Source organism: Alkalicoccus luteus (genome assembly GCF_012034335.1).
GTDB classification, from domain to species: domain Bacteria; phylum Bacillota; class Bacilli; order Bacillales; family Salisediminibacteriaceae; genus Alkalicoccus; species Alkalicoccus luteus_A.
Genome location: NZ_JAATHJ010000001.1, coordinates 1 through 13,598, shown reverse-complemented (window position 1 = coordinate 13,598; position 13,598 = coordinate 1). Strand labels below are relative to the sequence as shown.

The following is a 13,598-nucleotide window of genomic DNA, read 5'->3' as shown; positions in this document are numbered from 1 at the left end:
GCTCACACCTTCCTTTTTTCTGCTTCTTCTTTTTCGTGCTTCAGCTCGCGCACTTCCCGCTTGAGCCGGATCATTTCTTTTTCCAGCTGCCGGAACTTGTCAGCGACAGGGTCAGGCAGGTTAATGTGATCCAAGTCATCATCCACCTTAATGCCGTCTTGGACGACGATCCGTCCCGGAATACCGACGACGGTTGAATTCGGCGGTACTTCCTTCAGTACAACAGAGCCGGCACCGATCCGCGAATGCTTGCCGATTCTCATCGATCCGAGCACCTTTGCTCCTGACGCGACGAGCACGTGATCCTCCAGCGTCGGGTGGCGTTTGCCCTTTTCTTTACCGGTTCCGCCAAGCGTCACGCCTTGAAAAATCGTTACGCTGTCTCCGATCTCACACGTTTCCCCGATGACGACGCCCATGCCGTGGTCGATAAACAAGCGCTGACCGATCGTGGCACCGGGGTGGATTTCAATACCGGTAAAAAAACGGCTCACCTGTGACAAAAAGCGTGCAAAAAAGTAAAGCTTCTTCTTCCAGAGCCAGTGGGCGGCACGGTGCGCCCAGACGGCGTGCACACCGGAATACGTCATAATTACTTCCAGCCTGTTGCGCGCAGCCGGGTCGCGCTCCAGGACGACATCGACATCATTTTTCAACGTGGTAAACACCGGCATTCCCTCCTCTCGCTACTTGCCCGTCAGGCGAAGAGCGCCTTCTGGTCGGCAGGCATATAGATCGCTGCAGGTTAAAGGGAAGCATAAGACTGTCTTACTTCCCACACAACCGACCTGGCCGCCTCCTACTCTCAAAACGATGCTCCTGATACGATGAAAAAAAGCGTCTTTGTGCCGCATCGGCACAGAGACGCTTTGTAAAAGCGCGGTTCCACTCTGCTTGAAGGCAACCTGCCTCCCGCTTTTTTCCGCTTTGACCGTCCATATCTATCCGGGTGCATTTCCAAACAGACGGCCTGATCCGCTTCCAGCCGCGGCGGATCTCTCTGGGAAAGCATCTGTTTGTACTTCGTCCGGGGGACGGTCTTCTTGTTATGCGTCTGCCAGCAGTGAGTCGAGGCGCTTCAGCACCTTGTCCCGGCCGAGCAGTACAATTGTTTTCGGCAAATCCGGTCCGTGCATCTGACCGGTTACAGCCACACGCACCGGCATAAACAGCTTTTTCCCTTTATGACCGGTTTCCTTCTGTACTTCCTTCAGCGCAGTTTTCACGGCATCCGGCTCCCACGTCAGCTCCTTCACCTTCGTGCGGAACGCGTCAAGAACCTCCGGCACCTGCTCTTCATCAAGCACTGCCTTTGCGTCTTCATTATAATCGATCTGCTCCTTAAAGAACAACTCTGTAAGCTCAACAATCTGCGCACCGTAGCTCATTTTTTCCTGATGCAGGGTAATCAGATCATAAGCCCAGTGGCGCTGCTGCTCGCTCATATTCTCCGGCAGCCGTCCTGCCTTGACGAGATGCGGCAGCGACAGCCATACGACTCGGTCCGGATCGGCCTGCTTCATGTACTGGTTGTTCATCCACTCCAGCTTCTGCGTGTCGAACACAGCCGGCGCCTTGATCACCCGGTCCAGCCGGAACTGTGCTTCCAGCTCCTTAAGCGAGAGAATTTCCTCTTCGCCGCCCGGAGACCATCCGAGCAGGGCGATGAAGTTCACGATCGCCTCCGGCATATAGCCGAGCTCCCGGTACTGCTCGACAAACTGAATGATGGACTCATCACGCTTGCTCATCTTCTGACGATCCTGATTCAAAATCAGGGAGGCGTGCCCAAATACCGGCGTTTCAAAGCCAAGTGCTTCGTAAAGCAGAACCTGATTCGGCGTATTGGACAGGTGCTCCTCTCCGCGAATCACGTGCGAAATCTTCATGAGATGATCGTCGATCGTAACCGCAAAGTTGTATGTCGGAATGCCATCCTGGCGAACGATGACAAAGTCGCCGATACCATTCGAATCGAACGTCACGTCACCCCGGACCTCGTCCTGAACGACGATTTCCTGATCGGACGGGACGAGAAAACGAACGACCGGCTTTCGGCCTTCCGCTTCATACGCCTGCTTTTGTTCATCAGTAAGGTTGCGGTCGCGGCCGCTGTACATCGGTGTTTCCCCGCGGGCACGCTGCTCTTCCCGTTCCTTCTCCAGCTCCTCCTGCGTCATATAGCAGTGGTATGCTTTTCCGGATTCCAGCAGCTGGTCTACGTAGGTTTGATAAAGCTCAAGCCGGTCCATGCTTTTATACGGTCCGTACTCCCCGCCTTTATCGACGCTTTCGTCCCAGTCGATGCCGAGCCATTTCAGGCTTTCCATCAGCTTTTCTGTTGCTGTATCCACATTTCGTGCCTGATCGGTATCTTCAATCCGGAGAACGAATATGCCTCCATGATGGCGTGCAAACAAGTAGTTGAACAATGCCGAGCGTGCCCCTCCAATATGGAGGTGACCGGTCGGACTCGGTGCAAATCGCACGCGGATGTCGTTGCTCATGTCCGTGATCCCTTCCTCTCTCAATAGCATCTTTTCCTATTCTATCATGCCTGGCATCAAGCTTTAACCCTTTTCAGGTACAAGGAGGATCACCGCCTGGGAAGCAATGCCTTCGCCGCGGCCGGTGAAGCCGAGCTTTTCTGTCGTCGTCGCCTTCACGTTCACCTGCCCCGGTTCTGCTTCCAGCAGTTCGGCAATTCGCGCCTGCATCTGTGGCACATACGGAGCCATTTTCGGCTTCTCTGCCATGATCGTGCAGTCGACGTTCCCAAGCCGGTAGCCGTGCCCCTTAATAATATTCCAAACGTGTTGGAGCAGCTCCGCTGAGTCCGCTCCTTCAAAGGCCGGGTCCGTATCCGGGAAATGGCGGCCGATATCGCCTTCAGCAACTGCTCCGAGAGCCGCATCTGCTATCGTATGCAGCAGAACATCGGCGTCCGAGTGTCCGGCCAGTCCTTTTTCATAGGGGATGTCAATGCCGCCTAAGATAAGCGGACGTCCTTCTGCCAGCTGGTGTACGTCAAATCCTTGTCCAATCCTCATTCCAACGCGTCCTTTCGGTAACGGATGACCGCCTCAGCAAAGACAAGGTCCTCCGGAGTCGTTACTTTAAAATTTTCGTAATCGCCTTCCACAATCGCTACGCTGCCGCCGTTTCGTTCGACGAGGCTCGCATCATCGGTGCCGATCCACTCCCCGTCTTCCGCTGCCTGATGAGCATCCAGGATCACCTCATAGCGGAATGCCTGCGGCGTCTGAGCCCCCCAGAGCAGGGAACGGTCGGTCGTTTTCTGAATGATGCCGTCGCGCACTTCCTTGACCGTGTCTTTCACTTTAACGGCAAGGATCGCGGCGCCATGCTCAGCCGTCCGGACAGCAAGCCGGTGCAGCTGCTCCTGCCGCACGAACGGACGGGCTGCGTCGTGAATAAATACGAGCCCGGATCTGTCAGCGGACGCTGCTCCTGCGCGGATGCCGGCCCTAACGCTGTCCTGCCGCTCCCTGCCGCCTTCCACGAAGCGGATCGGCGTCGAGCCGCTCCACTCATTCAGGAGAATGCGGATGTCCGCCTCTTCCTGCTTGTTGATGACGAGCAGGATTTCAGTGCACAGCGAATCCTCCTCAAACACACGAAGCGTGTGCAGGAGAAGGGGGTCCCCGGCTATACTCAGAAACTGCTTGTTCTTCCCTGCCTGCATGCGCCGGCCCTGGCCGGCAGCAAGCAGTACGGTCTGATACGTTTGCATCTGCATCTTCCTTCTTCAAACTCAGTCTATGTTCAGAGTGCTTTTTCAACCGGCTTCGGCTTGGCAAAGATCATGCGCCCGGCTGATGTCTGCAGCACGCTTGTGACGATGACTTCAATCGTTTCACCAATGTGATTTCGGCCGCCTTCGACGACGATCATCGTGCCGTCATCGAGATAAGCAATACCCTGGTTCTGCTCCTTGCCGTCTTTGATCACCTGCACCGGCATTTCTTCTCCCGGCAGGACGACCGGCTTAACGGCGTTGGCCAGATCGTTGATGTTCAGCACGGCGACGCCCTGGAGGTCGCATACTTTATTCAGATTGAAGTCGTTGGTAACGACAAAGCCATCCAGCAGCTTCGCCAGTTTGACAAGCTTGCTGTCCACTTCCTGGATATCATCAAAGTCGCCTTCGTAAATCTCCACTTCGACATCGAGCTCTTTTTGCATCTTATTTAAAATGTCGAGCCCGCGCCGGCCGCGGTTCCGCTTCAGCACGTCCGAAGAGTCGGCAATGTGCTGCAGCTCTTCCAGTACAAACTCAGGCACAAGCAGCGTTCCTTCCAAAAAGCCGGTGCTGCAAATATCTGCAATTCTTCCATCAATGATGACGCTCGTATCCAGAATTTTCAACCGGTAGCGGTTTGCTTCTTTCTCTGCTTCATCTTGCTTTTTCTCATTCTTATTCTGCGCCGTGCGTCCGAGAGTAAACAGACCCATCAGCTCCTCACGCTTCTGGAACCCGATCCGCGCACCTAAATATCCCATAAAGAGAGTGAGCAGGATCGGCACGACGGAGCTTACAATCGGAATTTCCAGGCTGATCAGCGCCACGGTGATCAAATAGGCGAGCCCCAGTCCGACAAACAGACCCATCGATCCGAACAAGAGATCGGTCACCGGGTATTTCATTAAAGATTCTTCGACGTACCGGATGGAGTGGACGATGTTATCGGTGAACCAATAAAGAGAGGAAAAAAGGATAATTGCACCTAGCAGAGTTCCGAATAACGCGCCTGTCGACCATTCCGGCAGCGGTTCAAACGGCAGGCTTGCGATTAAATCCGGCATGAATAAATAGCCGAGCACCCCGCCGATAAACACAATTACCAACTGTACGATTTTATGCAGCATTGTTTCACCTCCTTATCATCAATATAGACAAAAACACCTCCGCTGAACCAAAAGCGGGCCGTTTCACAACTATTTACATATTTTACCCGTTAAATGTGTCTGTCGATGAACAGCTGTTCCTGCAGCCTGGTCAGTCCGTCCTTAATTTTCTTCGCCCGTGCTTCACCGATCCCGTCCACCTCGTCGAGCTCCTCCTGAGAAGCACGTGTAATATGCGGGAGCTGCTCAAAGCGGCTGATCAGGTTTTCAATGACCATCACCGGCAGGCGCGGAATTTTACTTAAAACCCGGTAGCCTCTCGGGGCGATCGGATACTCAGACAGGTTGACAATTTTACTGTAGCCAAGCAGCTTGACGATGACGTTATCATCGAGCAGCTCCTCGTTGCTCAGCCGCTTCAGCTTTCGCAGCGTTTCCTTCGGGCTGTAGTCGGCTTCTTTCATATAATCCTTGATTAAGAGCAGCGCTTCCTGCTCCGTGTTCATGACGAGCTCCTCCAGCTGCATGGAGATAAGCCTTCCTTCATCGCCAAGCTCATTTACGTAGTTTAAAATCTCACCTTTGATACGAAGCACCATTTCGATCCGGTGCATCACCTGCGACACTTCCGAAAACGTCACGAGCTCCTCAAATTCCAGCGCCCCCAGGTTCGTGATGCTCTGGTCCAGCACAGACTGATACTTTTCCAGCGTCTGGATCGCCTGATTCGCTTTCGTCAAAATGACGCCGATATCCTTTAACGCATAGCGGTAGGCTCCCTGATACAGCGTGATGACGTTTCGGCGCTGCGAGATGGAGATAACGAGGTTGCCTGTCTGCCTGGCCACCCGCTGCGCCGTCCGGTGCCGAATACCCGTCTCCGTTGAATCGATCGTGTTATCCGGAACGAGCTGGGTGTTCGCATACAGAATGCGGCTCCCGTCCTCGCTTAAAATAATCGCGCCGTCCATTTTCGCCAGCTCATACAAATAAGCCGGGGAAAAGTCGGTGTTGATAAAAAAGCCGCCGTCGACGATGTTCATCATTTCATTGTTGTAGCCGAGAACGATCAGCCCCCCGGTGCCCGCCCGCAGTACGTTATCGATTCCTTCACGGAGCTTCGTACCCGGCGCGACGAGCCTGAGTACATCGTTTATAAAGTTCTCATCATAATTCGAACGATGGTGTTCCACGCGTCTTCCCTCCTAACGTCACTTCCAGCGCCTCACTCACCGTACGGACGCCAGTCACCTGTATACTGCTTGGAGGCTCCCATCCTTCCAGGCACTTTGCCGGAACGATGACCCTCGTAAATCCAAGCTTTGCCGCTTCCTGAACCCGCTGTTCAATCCTGGAAACGCGGCGGACTTCCCCGGTAAGCCCAACTTCCCCGATGATGACGTCCCCTGGCTCCGTCGGCACATCCCGGAAGCTCGATGCGATCGCGACGGTGATCGCGAGGTCGATCGACGGCTCGTCCAGCTTGACGCCGCCTGCTACTTTAATATACGCATCCTGGTTTTGAAGCATCATCCCGACCCGCTTTTCCAGCACAGCCATGATGAGGGAAATGCGGTTGTGATCCACGCCGGTCGCCATGCGGCGCGGATTGCCGAAGCTTGTCGGAGAGATGAGCGACTGAATTTCCACAAGCACCGTACGTGTCCCTTCCATGGAAGCGACTACGGCCGACCCTGCTGCTCCTGCCGAGCGTTCTTCCAGAAAAATTTCAGACGGATTCAGCACTTCTTCCAGTCCGCTTTCCTTCATCTCAAAAATGCCGATTTCATTTGTAGAGCCGAACCGGTTTTTGACCGCCCGCAAGATTCGGTACGTATGGTGCTGTTCCCCTTCAAAATACAGTACGGTATCCACCATATGCTCGAGAATACGCGGCCCGGCAATCGCCCCCTGCTTCGTCACGTGCCCGACGAGAAAGATCGCGATCCCCTTCGTTTTAGCGATGCGCATAAAAGACGACGTACATTCCCGAACCTGCGAAACGCTTCCCGGTGCACTCGTCACATCTTCCAGGTGGACGGTCTGAATCGAATCAATGATGACGAGCGCCGGGTCCATTTCTTCGATCACCCGTTCAATGATCTGCACGTCTGTCTCAGCGAGAACGAGAAGCTCATCCTCTTCGATGCCGAGGCGATCCGCACGCAGCTTCGTCTGTCTGACAGATTCTTCTCCGGATATGTAAAGGACGCGCTTTTTATGAGAGGCAAGCATCGCTGATACCTGCAGCAGCAGCGTCGATTTCCCGATTCCCGGATCTCCGCCGACGAGCACGAGCGAGCCCGGAACGATACCGCCGCCAAGCACCCGGTTCAGCTCATCAATATGTGTGCTGCTGCGGGCTTCTTCCCTTCGTTCAATCTTCGTGATCGGCTCCGGCTTCACTTTCCTCGGCCCATCTGACGTGACAAATCCTCGCCGCTTTGCTTTCGGCGCTGCTTCCATCTCTTCAACGAGCGTATTCCACTGCTGGCAGCCCGGGCATTTCCCCATCCATTTCGTCGATTCGTATCCACATTCCTGGCATACAAATTTTGTCTTTTGCTTGGCCATACGTCTCCTCCTTTCTTTTTAAGTCTCCTGCCCTTTATTTTAGCATGAAAACAGGCGTGAGCGCGCCTCTCGTGCCTAAAAAAGCCCGCTCACCGCTGTTGATGAACCTGGAGCAGAGCTGCTACGGGTTATAGGTTTTTTTCTGCTTAGACTGCGGGCGTTTTTTCCGGGGAAAAGCCGTCGTCTCAATCAATACGTACAGAACGAGTACAATAATGAAGAAATTAATGCCGAATCCGGCTGCGGAAACGAAAAGCCGGTAAATGAAAAGCCCGGCGATGAAGGCTGCGGCCAGGGCTAAAAGCGAAAGCTGCAGTCGCTGAATCACGAAAATCCCCTTTCATTGGATTTGGCGTCTCCCTTCTGCTTCGACGGAGTGCCGGATAATTCCTTTTCAAAAAAACGCCCCAGACCAGGCCTGGGGCGAAATTCGTACATATAGCGGTCTTACACGGTTTCCTCTGCTTCAGCAGTGGTGACGTAAAAGTCACCGTCGCGGATCCCGAGCTTAACTTTCTTTCCTTTCGCGATGTTGCCTTTCAGCAGCTCCTCAGAAAGACGGTCTTCCACTTCTTTTTGAAGGGCCCGGCGGAGCGGTCTTGCTCCGTACTCCGGATCGAAGCCTTCATCGGCGATTTTCGCCTTTGCGGCATCCGTCAGCTCAAACTCAATGCCTTGCTCTTTAAGCCGTTTCTTCAGTGCATCCGCCATAAGCGTGACGATCTGCTTAATGTGCTGCCTCTCCAGCGAATGGAAGACGATGATTTCGTCGATCCGGTTCAGGAACTCGGGACGGAACGACTTTTTCAGCTCGCCCATCACTTTCCCCTTCATATCCTGATACTTTTCATCTTCTCGCTGGGCAGTAAAGCCGAGGCTCTTTTCCTGGCGCAGCACGCTTGCTCCGACGTTGGACGTCATGATGATCGCCGTATTACGGAAGTCGACGCGGCGGCCCTTGGAATCTGTCAGGAAACCGTCTTCGAGCACCTGAAGCAGAATGTTAAAGACTTCCGGGTGCGCTTTCTCGATCTCATCAAGCAGGATGACAGAGTATGGCTTTCGACGGATTTTTTCGGTCAGCTGACCGCCTTCTTCGTGGCCGACATACCCTGGAGGCGAACCAACAAGACGGCTTGTCGTATGCTTTTCCATGTATTCGGACATGTCAATTCTTACAATCGCATCCTCATCACCGAAGAGGGATTCCGCGACAGCGCGAGCAAGCTCTGTTTTACCGACACCGGTCGGTCCAAGGAAAATAAAGGAGCCAATTGGACGTTTCGGATCTTTCAGGCCGGCTCGGGCACGACGCACCGCTTTGGATACCGCGGTAACAGCTTCATCCTGGCCTATCACGCGGCCGTGAAGAATTTCCTCCATGCGCAGAAGACGCTCTGTCTCTTCTTCAGCGAGCTTGCTTACCGGAATTCCCGTCCAGGTAGCAACGACAGACGCAATATCTTCAGTCGTTACTTCCGAGTTTTCCTGGCCCTGCTTTTCTTTCCATTTATCTTTGAGCGACTCGAGCTCTTCACGAAGCTTCTGCTCATTGTCACGGAGGGAAGCAGCTTTTTCAAACTCCTGACTTTGCACCGCTGCATCCTTTTCCTTACGAAGCTCTTCCATCTCCTGCTCTTTTTCCTTCAGATTCGGCGGAGCAGTGTACGAACGCAGACGTACTTTCGATCCGGCTTCATCGATCAGATCGATCGCTTTGTCCGGAAGGAAGCGGTCGGAAATATAGCGGTCCGACAGCGTTACTGCGGAATCAATCGCCTCATCGGTAATTTTAACGCGGTGATGGGCTTCGTAGCGGTCGCGCAGCCCGGAAAGAATCTGCTTGGACTCTTCCACCGTCGGCTCATTCACCTGAATCGGCTGGAAACGGCGCTCAAGTGCAGAGTCTTTTTCGATATATTTACGGTACTCATCCAGTGTCGTCGCACCGATACACTGCAGCTCTCCACGCGCCAGTGACGGCTTAAGGATGTTGGATGCGTCGATTGCACCTTCCGCTCCACCTGCGCCAATCAGGGTATGAAGCTCATCGATAAACAGGATTACGTTGCCGGCCTGACGGATCTCCTCCATCACCTTTTTCAGACGGTCCTCAAACTCACCACGGTATTTCGTTCCGGCTACAACAGTTCCCATATCGAGTGTCATCACACGCTTGTTGCGAAGAATCTCCGGCACTTCGTTATTCACGATCTGCTGCGCCAGTCCTTCTGCGATCGCCGTTTTACCAACACCCGGTTCCCCGATAAGGACAGGGTTGTTTTTCGTACGGCGGCTCAAAATCTGAATAACACGCTCGATTTCTTTCGCGCGCCCGATGACCGGATCGATCTGTTCTTCTTTTGCAATCGCCGTTAAATCACGGGCAAGCCCGTCAAGCGTCGGTGTGCTGGCATTGGCCGCACCAGAGCTTGCCTGCTGCTGCTGATTGCTGGCTTCGCTGCTGCCAAGCAGCTGAAGCACCTGCTGGCGCGCTTTATTCAGGCTGACGCCGAGGTTATTAAGCACTCTTGCAGCGACGCCCTCTCCTTCGCGGATAAGACCGAGCAGAATATGTTCTGTACCAACGTAGGAGTGACCAAGCTTTCGTGCTTCATCCATCGACAGCTCGATAACCTTTTTCGCTCTAGGCGTGTAATGGATCTGCTTCGTCACTTCTTCTCCGCGGCCGATTAAGTTTTCAACTTCGGTTTGAATTTTTTCAGCACCGAGTCCGAGGCCAGTCAGCGCTTTTGCTGCGATCCCTTCGCCTTCACGCACCAGTCCGAGTAAAATATGCTCCGTACCTATATTGCTGTGGCCGAGTCGCGCTGCTTCTTCCTGCGCTAAAGCCAATACCTTCTGGGCTCTTTCAGTAAATCGTCCAAACATCATCTACTTGCACCTCCATCATTATTATCTGAGTCTTCTTCCAGCTGCAGCCTTTCCCGGATGAGGGAGGCGCGGCGCTGATCGCGCTCGGAAGCGGAGAGAGCTGCTCCTGCATATTGCTGCAGAAAGCCGGGCTGCGTCATCACCATCAGCTCGTTTAAGATACTCCCCTTTACCTGTTGAATAATTCCCATGTCGATGCCGAGCCGAACGTCCGACAATCGCTCCATCGCTTCTTTCGTTTCTATCGTCCGGCTGTAAAGCAGTGCTCCGTAGGAACGGTAAATCCGGTCCTCCAGCTTCAGCGGGGAGTTCTGCATAAGTTGTTCACGAGCTGCCCGTTCGTGCTGAATCATCTGCGAAACGACACTGCTGAGGTCTTTAATAATTTCTCTTTCATCCTGACCGAGCGTCGTCTGATTGGAAATCTGATAAAGATTGCCGAGTGCTTCACTGCCTTCTCCGTAAATTCCTCGTACAACAAGCCCCAGCTGGTTGATCGCCGGGAGAATCCGGTTCAGCTGATTCGTCAGCACGAGCGCCGGAAGATGCATCATGACAGAAGAGCGGAGGCCGGTGCCGACATTGGTCGGACAAGACGTTAAATAGCCTCTTCGTTCATCAAACGCAAAATCAAGCTCTTCTTCCAGCCAGTCATCCATAAGCTCTGCATGCTTCAGCCCTTCTTCCAGCTGAAAACCGGACAAGAGACACTGAATCCGGAAATGATCTTCTTCATTGACCATAACGCTGATCGACTCATCTTCACTTAACAACAGACCTCGTCCGGCGGCATCCCCGGTCAGGTTCGGACTCATCAAATGCTTTTCCACGAGGACCCGCTTCTGATTATCGCTAAGCTCTTCCATCCGCAGCAGCGAAAACTGGCCAAACGGCTCACGGCTCTTTTCGTGGCAGACAGTATTCGTCTGCTCCAGAATGTTTCGAAGCTGATCTTCCTTTGCCACAATCGGGAACGGGACGTCTGAGAGGTTGCGCGCGAGACGAACCCTGCTGCTGATCGCAATGTCCGCCTCCGGTCCCTCGTTTTTCATCCAGGGACTGATCGCATCATTCATAAAAGACTGAAGGGTCATGATGCATCACCTCCCTTTTTCTGAACGGTTTCCTCAAGGCTGCGGATTTTATCCCGCGTCTCTGCCGCCTGCTCAAATTCCTCTGCCTCAATTTGTTCCTGCATCTGCTGTTTAAGTGTTTCAATCTCCCGGTAAACATGCATGTCCTTCCCTCTGCGCTTCGGAATTTTCCCACCGTGCACTGAGTTTCCTCCGTGAATCCGCTTCAGAACAGGATCCAGCTTCTGGTCAAAGTGCTGATAGCAGTCTGCACAGCCAAAGCGTCCAATGTCAGCAAACTGCTTATACGTCATGCCGCATGATTCACAGCGGAGCTGAGGCCGCGGCTTTTGCGAAGAGCGCTGCTTTGCTGTCTGGGAAAAAGGCTGGTTCGCATCAAGCAAACCCGACAGCAGTTGATGAATCGAAAAGCTTTTTCCGCCCGGTAAATATTCGCCTTTGTCCTTCGCACATACGTCGCAAATATGAAACTCGGTTTTCTCACCGTTTATAATTTTCGTAAAATGAAGGGATGCTTCGCGTTCCCCGCACTCCTGACAAAGCATGCAGATCCCTCCTTCACTGGTTCGATAATTTGTATTTCAATGTCCGGATCAGCGCGACCATCAGTTTAGCTCGAAGCTGATCACGTGCAGGAAGCGGAACCGTCAGTACTTCCCGGTCCATCACTGCTTTCATCAGCTTTGCTTCCCGGGCTGTTACTGCTTCCTCTTCTTCAAGCCGGCTGATGATTCCCTCAGCGGCCTGCTGGCTGAGCTGAGTGCCAATCAGTTCAATGAGTCTGTCATATAAGTCGACGTGATCGGTCAGTTCCACCTTAATGATACGGATGTAGCCGCCGCCTCCACGCTTGCTCTCCACAACGTAGCCTTTTTCCTCCGTGAAACGCGTGCGGATAACATAATTAATCTGAGAAGGGACACAGTCAAACTGGTCGGCCAGTTCACTACGTTTAACTTCAATTAATGCCTGTTCATTTCCTTCTATAATCTGTTTTAAATACTTTTCAATGACATCCGAAATATTCCTCATGGCATCATCCCTCTCTTTCGTGCCAGGCAGACACCCGGTGATATATGCACACTATCTGACTTTGACTATATTTGACTATAATTATATAAAAGAACGCTTTAAAACACAACTAAGACGTTCAGATATCATGAAAAACACCGGCAGATGGATGAAGCCGTTTCTATCTATTCCACATTCACACACTTATTAATCGTCGTTTTAAAACTTCTTTTCTGATTCCTGCTCTGCTGTCATGCTGAAACGGAGCTTCATTGTTTCGATCTTTATAAAGCGTTCATGATCAAAAAAAGCCGAGCCGTGCTTCATGACGAAACACAGTTCAGCAGGCTGTTTAAAAAGTGATTTTCTTGCATCAGGCATATGGCTGATACAGTTTTCGCAGAGCCTTTTTGCCAAAATAAACGCTTGAAGCTGAACGTTCAAGGTTTTAAAAATATCTGGTATAGACACGCGTGCTTGTAAGGCTGAAACGAATTCAGGAGCAGACCTGAGTAAAAGCGAGCGAAGTGCTAAAAACGGCGAACACAATTTTCCTTCACGCTGTTAAGATCCCTTGTTGACGGCATAACGTTGCGTACAATCCGGAACGATTAAATATCCGTGCCCCGTTCTGATCTTCTTGCAGACGATTCGTGCTCCGGAACGCAAAAAAAGAGGGTGCCGCCCGGGAACCAGGGTCTGGTTCCGGGAGACACCCTCTCAGGTGACCCAGCAACGTCCTACTTTCGCAGGGGGAGAGCCCCCAACTATCATCGGCGCTGGTGAGCTTAACTTCCGTGTTCGGCATGGGAACGGGTGTGACCTCACCGCTGTCGCTACTGGATGTGAGCGTACCCGCTCAAAACCGGATAACGCGAAAACGAATCATGTGTCTTCCTCGCTCTGCCGAGCGACGATGTTCATTGGTTAAGCCCTCGATCGATTAGTATCTCTCCGCTGCACGTGTCGCCACGCTTCCACGCGAGACCTATCTACCTCGTCATCTCCGAGGGATCTTACTCACTAAATGTGATGGGAAATCTCATCTTGAGGGGGGCTTCATGCTTAGATGCTTTCAGCACTTATCCCGTCCACACGTAGCTACCCAGCGATGCTCCTGGCGGAACAACTGGTACACCAGCGGTATGTCCATCC

Annotated in this window: 12 protein-coding genes and 2 rRNA genes; all 14 read right to left on the bottom strand. The window is 52.8% G+C overall.

The window, feature by feature from the left end; genetic code table 11:
• Positions 1-2: 2 nt before the first annotated feature.
• Positions 3-668: a serine O-acetyltransferase EpsC gene (gene epsC, locus HCN83_RS00070; RefSeq protein WP_168004275.1), complete on the bottom strand. Its 666-nt coding sequence runs from the start codon at positions 666-668 to the stop codon at positions 3-5.
• Positions 669-1,046: 378 nt separating this feature from the next.
• Entirely contained in the window at positions 1,047-2,507 is a 1,461-nt protein-coding gene (gene gltX / locus HCN83_RS00065) for a glutamate--tRNA ligase (protein ID WP_168004274.1), read from the bottom strand.
• Between the two features lie 63 nt (positions 2,508-2,570).
• Entirely contained in the window at positions 2,571-3,050 is a 480-nt protein-coding gene (gene ispF / locus HCN83_RS00060; RefSeq protein ID WP_168004273.1) for a 2-C-methyl-D-erythritol 2,4-cyclodiphosphate synthase, read from the bottom strand.
• Positions 3,047-3,754 carry a 2-C-methyl-D-erythritol 4-phosphate cytidylyltransferase gene (gene ispD / locus HCN83_RS00055; protein ID WP_168004272.1) on the bottom strand — a complete coding sequence of 236 codons (708 nt, stop codon included), beginning with the start codon at positions 3,752-3,754 and terminating at the stop codon, positions 3,047-3,049. Before ispD ends, ispF begins: the two co-directional genes overlap by 4 nt.
• Before the next feature lie 32 nt (positions 3,755-3,786).
• Positions 3,787-4,890: a PIN/TRAM domain-containing protein gene (locus HCN83_RS00050; protein WP_168004271.1), complete on the bottom strand. Its 1,104-nt coding sequence runs from the start codon at positions 4,888-4,890 to the stop codon at positions 3,787-3,789.
• 89 nt (positions 4,891-4,979) lie between these two features.
• Positions 4,980-6,062 (bottom strand): DNA integrity scanning diadenylate cyclase DisA, encoded by a 1,083-nt coding sequence (gene disA, locus HCN83_RS00045; protein ID WP_168004270.1) that lies wholly within the window; start codon positions 6,060-6,062, stop codon positions 4,980-4,982.
• Positions 6,037-7,443 carry a DNA repair protein RadA gene (gene radA, locus HCN83_RS00040; protein WP_168004269.1) on the bottom strand — a complete coding sequence of 469 codons (1,407 nt, stop codon included), beginning with the start codon at positions 7,441-7,443 and terminating at the stop codon, positions 6,037-6,039. Before radA ends, disA begins: the two co-directional genes overlap by 26 nt.
• 121 nt (positions 7,444-7,564) lie before the next feature.
• A complete protein-coding gene (locus HCN83_RS00035) occupies positions 7,565-7,771 on the bottom strand; it encodes a hypothetical protein (protein WP_168004268.1) in 207 nt (68 codons plus the stop codon).
• A 119-nt stretch (positions 7,772-7,890) separates the two neighbouring features.
• Complete coding sequence (gene clpC / locus HCN83_RS00030; RefSeq protein WP_168004267.1) at positions 7,891-10,338, bottom strand: ATP-dependent protease ATP-binding subunit ClpC; 2,448 nt, start codon at positions 10,336-10,338, stop codon at positions 7,891-7,893.
• On the bottom strand, positions 10,335-11,432 hold the full coding sequence (locus HCN83_RS00025; RefSeq protein WP_168004266.1) for a protein arginine kinase: 1,098 nt from the start codon (positions 11,430-11,432) through the stop codon (positions 10,335-10,337). The genes clpC and HCN83_RS00025 overlap by 4 nt, the downstream gene beginning before the upstream one ends.
• Positions 11,429-11,977 carry a UvrB/UvrC motif-containing protein gene (locus HCN83_RS00020; RefSeq protein WP_168004265.1) on the bottom strand — a complete coding sequence of 183 codons (549 nt, stop codon included), beginning with the start codon at positions 11,975-11,977 and terminating at the stop codon, positions 11,429-11,431. Before HCN83_RS00020 ends, HCN83_RS00025 begins: the two co-directional genes overlap by 4 nt.
• Before the next feature lie 13 nt (positions 11,978-11,990).
• On the bottom strand, positions 11,991-12,464 hold the full coding sequence (locus HCN83_RS00015) for a CtsR family transcriptional regulator (protein WP_168004264.1): 474 nt from the start codon (positions 12,462-12,464) through the stop codon (positions 11,991-11,993).
• 706 nt (positions 12,465-13,170) lie between these two features.
• Positions 13,171-13,287, bottom strand: a 5S ribosomal RNA gene (rrf, locus tag HCN83_RS00010).
• Positions 13,288-13,366: 79 nt separating this feature from the next.
• Positions 13,367-13,598 (bottom strand): 23S ribosomal RNA (locus tag HCN83_RS00005); the annotation flags it as partial.